3 protein-coding genes are annotated in these 2,708 nt (G+C 73.9%); 2 read left to right on the forward strand and 1 reads right to left on the reverse strand.

Annotation, left to right across the window (positions count from 1 at the left end):
- Positions 1-529, forward strand: a 529-nt coding sequence (locus AC51EU_RS29295) for a gamma-glutamyl-gamma-aminobutyrate hydrolase family protein (protein WP_496270119.1), incomplete at its 5' end; no start/stop codon positions are given.
- Between the two features lie 9 nt (positions 530-538).
- Here the strand turns inward: AC51EU_RS29295 and AC51EU_RS29300 are convergent.
- The gene (locus tag AC51EU_RS29300) at positions 539-1,111 is read right to left on the reverse strand and encodes a MarR family winged helix-turn-helix transcriptional regulator (protein ID WP_496270120.1); all 573 of its coding nucleotides are present in this window, start codon (positions 1,109-1,111) and stop codon (positions 539-541) included.
- 250 nt (positions 1,112-1,361) lie between these two features.
- Between AC51EU_RS29300 and AC51EU_RS29305 the strand changes: the two genes are divergently transcribed.
- Positions 1,362-2,708, forward strand: a 1,347-nt coding sequence (locus AC51EU_RS29305) for an APC family permease (protein ID WP_496270121.1), incomplete at its 3' end; no start/stop codon positions are given.

Here is a 2,708-nt window from a genome sequence, read left to right on the forward strand (position 1 = left end):
GGCCCGCTGCGACGGACTGCTGCTGCCCGGCGGCGGCGACCTGTCGCCGAAGCTGTACGCGTCCGGCCCGGCGCACGGGAGCGTCTACGACGTGGACGCCGAACAGGACGCGTTCGACCTCGCCCTCGCCCGCCGCGCGCTGGCCGCGGGCCTGCCGACGCTGGCGGTCTGCCGCGGCCTCCAGACGGTGAACATCGCCCTGGGCGGCACCCTGCGCCAGCACATGGACGACGACCACCGCCACCGGGTCCACCCGGTCACGATCGTCCCCCGCTCCCCTCTCGCCGCTCTCCTGGGCACGACCGAGGTGACCGCGTCCTGCTACCACCACCAGTGCGTGGAACGGCTCGGCGACGGTCTCACCGTCACCGCCCGCGCCGCCGACGGCACCGTCGAGGCGCTCTCCCTCCCCGGCGCGCCCGGATGGTTCACGGCCGTCCAGTGGCACCCGGAGGACACGGCGGACCGGGACCCGGCGCAGCGGGGGCTGTTCGAGGGGCTGGTGGGGGCGGCGCGGGGGCGTGACTGACGCCGGGCCCTATCCCCGCGCCCGCCGGCCGCTGCGGCGGGGGCGGGGGTCGGCGCCGTCGAGGAGTTCGAGGCGGCGCTCCTCGCCGTGCGTCTCGACCTGGACGACGATGCGGCGCAGCAGGTCGGCGAGCTGGAGGGCCTCCTTGTCGGTCAGGCCCTCGGCGACGAACGCCTCCTCGGCGTTGAACTGCGGGAAGACCCGCGCCATCAGTTCCTCGCCGGCGGGGGTGAGCGAGAGGAGTGCCAGGCGGCCGTCGGTGGGGTGGCCGCTGCGTTCCATCAGGCCGCGGCTCTGGAGGGTGCGGGCCACGCCGGTGAGGGTGCCCTTGGAGATGCCGGCCTCCTCGGCGACCCGGCGGGTCTCCATCTCGCCCCAGATCCAGACGACCCAGAGGACGACGAAGGAGGTCCAGGTCAGTTCGGCGCCGCGCAGGACGGAGTTCTCGAAGTGCTGGCGCACGGAGGCGGCGGCGCGGTAGATGTTCGCCACCGCGGCCATCTGCGCGTGCCGGATGGGAGTGTCGCCGAGCTTGGCCTGGACGGCCTTCTCGGTGTCCCCGATGGACCGGTGCCCGCTCACCACTGCGTCTCCCTCTGCCGCTGCCAGCGCATCGCCTTCGGTCACTCCTCTTCCCTTGCCGGGCGTCGTTCGCGGCCGTACGATCTGCCGCACCCGCATCCCGTACGGACTCAAACGATATCGCGGCCGGTCCGGCACGCCCTCGTCCGTACGCCTTCGTACCGTCCCGGTACACCCGCACGCGGGCGTGCGCGCCGTCGTGCGCCGCCACGCGTCGCCTGCCCATCATCTCCCGCCCCAGGAGCTTGGTATGGCCATGGGTCCGAGCGCCCCCACCGTTCCTGTCACCGCCGCCACCCTCCCGGCCGAAGCGCCCGCCGGCCGGATCGGTGTGCCCGGTGTCGTCTTCTTCGTCGTCGCCGCCTCCGCCCCGCTGACCGTGGCGGCCGGCGGCATCCCGCAGTCCCTCGGCGTCACCAAGGTGCTGGGTATCCCCCTGCTCTATCTGGCGGTCGCCGCGCTACTCACCGTCTTCGCCGCCGGCTACGCGGCGATGAGCCGCCGCATCACCGGCGCCGGGGCCTTCTACGCGTACGCCGCGCAGGGCCTCTCCCGTACCGCCGGGGTCGCCGCCGCCTTCGTCGCGCTGGTCGCGTACAACGCCATGCAGGTGGGCGTCGCGGGCCTGTTCGGCGCCACCACCGCGGACTTCCTGCGCGCCCGGCTGGGACTTGACGTGCCCTGGTGGGCGCTGGTGTTCCTGTGTACGGCGCTGGTCGGTGTGCTGGGCCACCGCCGGGTCGATCTCGGCGCGAAGGTGCTCGCGGTGCTGATCGCGCTGGAGTCCGGCACCGTCCTGGTCTTCGACCTCGCGCAGTTCGGCCGCGCCCCGGAGGGCGTCTCCCTGGCGCCGTTCACCCCGGGCGCGGTCGCCGACGGGGCCCTCGGTGTCGCCCTGTGCTGTGTCTTCGCGGCGTTCATGGGCTTCGAGTCGGCGGCGCTGTACGGGGAGGAGTGCAAGGACCCGCGGCGCACCGTCGCCCGCGCCACCTACACGTCCGTCGTCCTCGTCGGCGTCTTCTACGCGCTGACGTCCTGGGCGATGATCACCGGTGCCGGCCCCGGCCGCGCGGTGGCCCTCGCCCAACGGCACGGCCCGGACATGATGTTCACCCTCGGGCGCGGCAGCCTGGGGCCCCTCTTCTCGGACCTGGCCCAGCTCTTCCTGATCACCAGTCTGGTGGCGGCGCTGCTCTCTTTCCACAACGCGGCCGCCCGCTATCTGCGCTCCCTGGGGCGCGAGGGCGTGCTGCCCCGCGCGCTCGGAGTGCCGCATCCGCGCCACGGTTCGCCGCACCGGGGCTCGCTCGTCCAGACCGCCGTCACCCTCACCGTCACCGCGGCCTTCGCGCTCGCCGGCCGCGATCCGGTGGACGATGTCTTCACCTGGCTGACGAACCTGGGCGCGCTGGGCGTGATCCTGCTGCTGTGCGTGACCTCGGTCGCGGTGATCTGCTTCTTCGCGCGGCGGGAGTCCGGCGAGCCGCTGTGGAACCGGCTGGTCGCCCCCGCGCTGTCCGCCGTCGCGCTCGCCGCCGTCTTCTGGCTGGCGCTGACGAACTTCGGCGTCCAGCTCGGCGTCGGGCCGGGCAGTCCG

The sequence above is a fragment of the Candidatus Streptomyces philanthi genome (genome assembly GCF_059553635.1).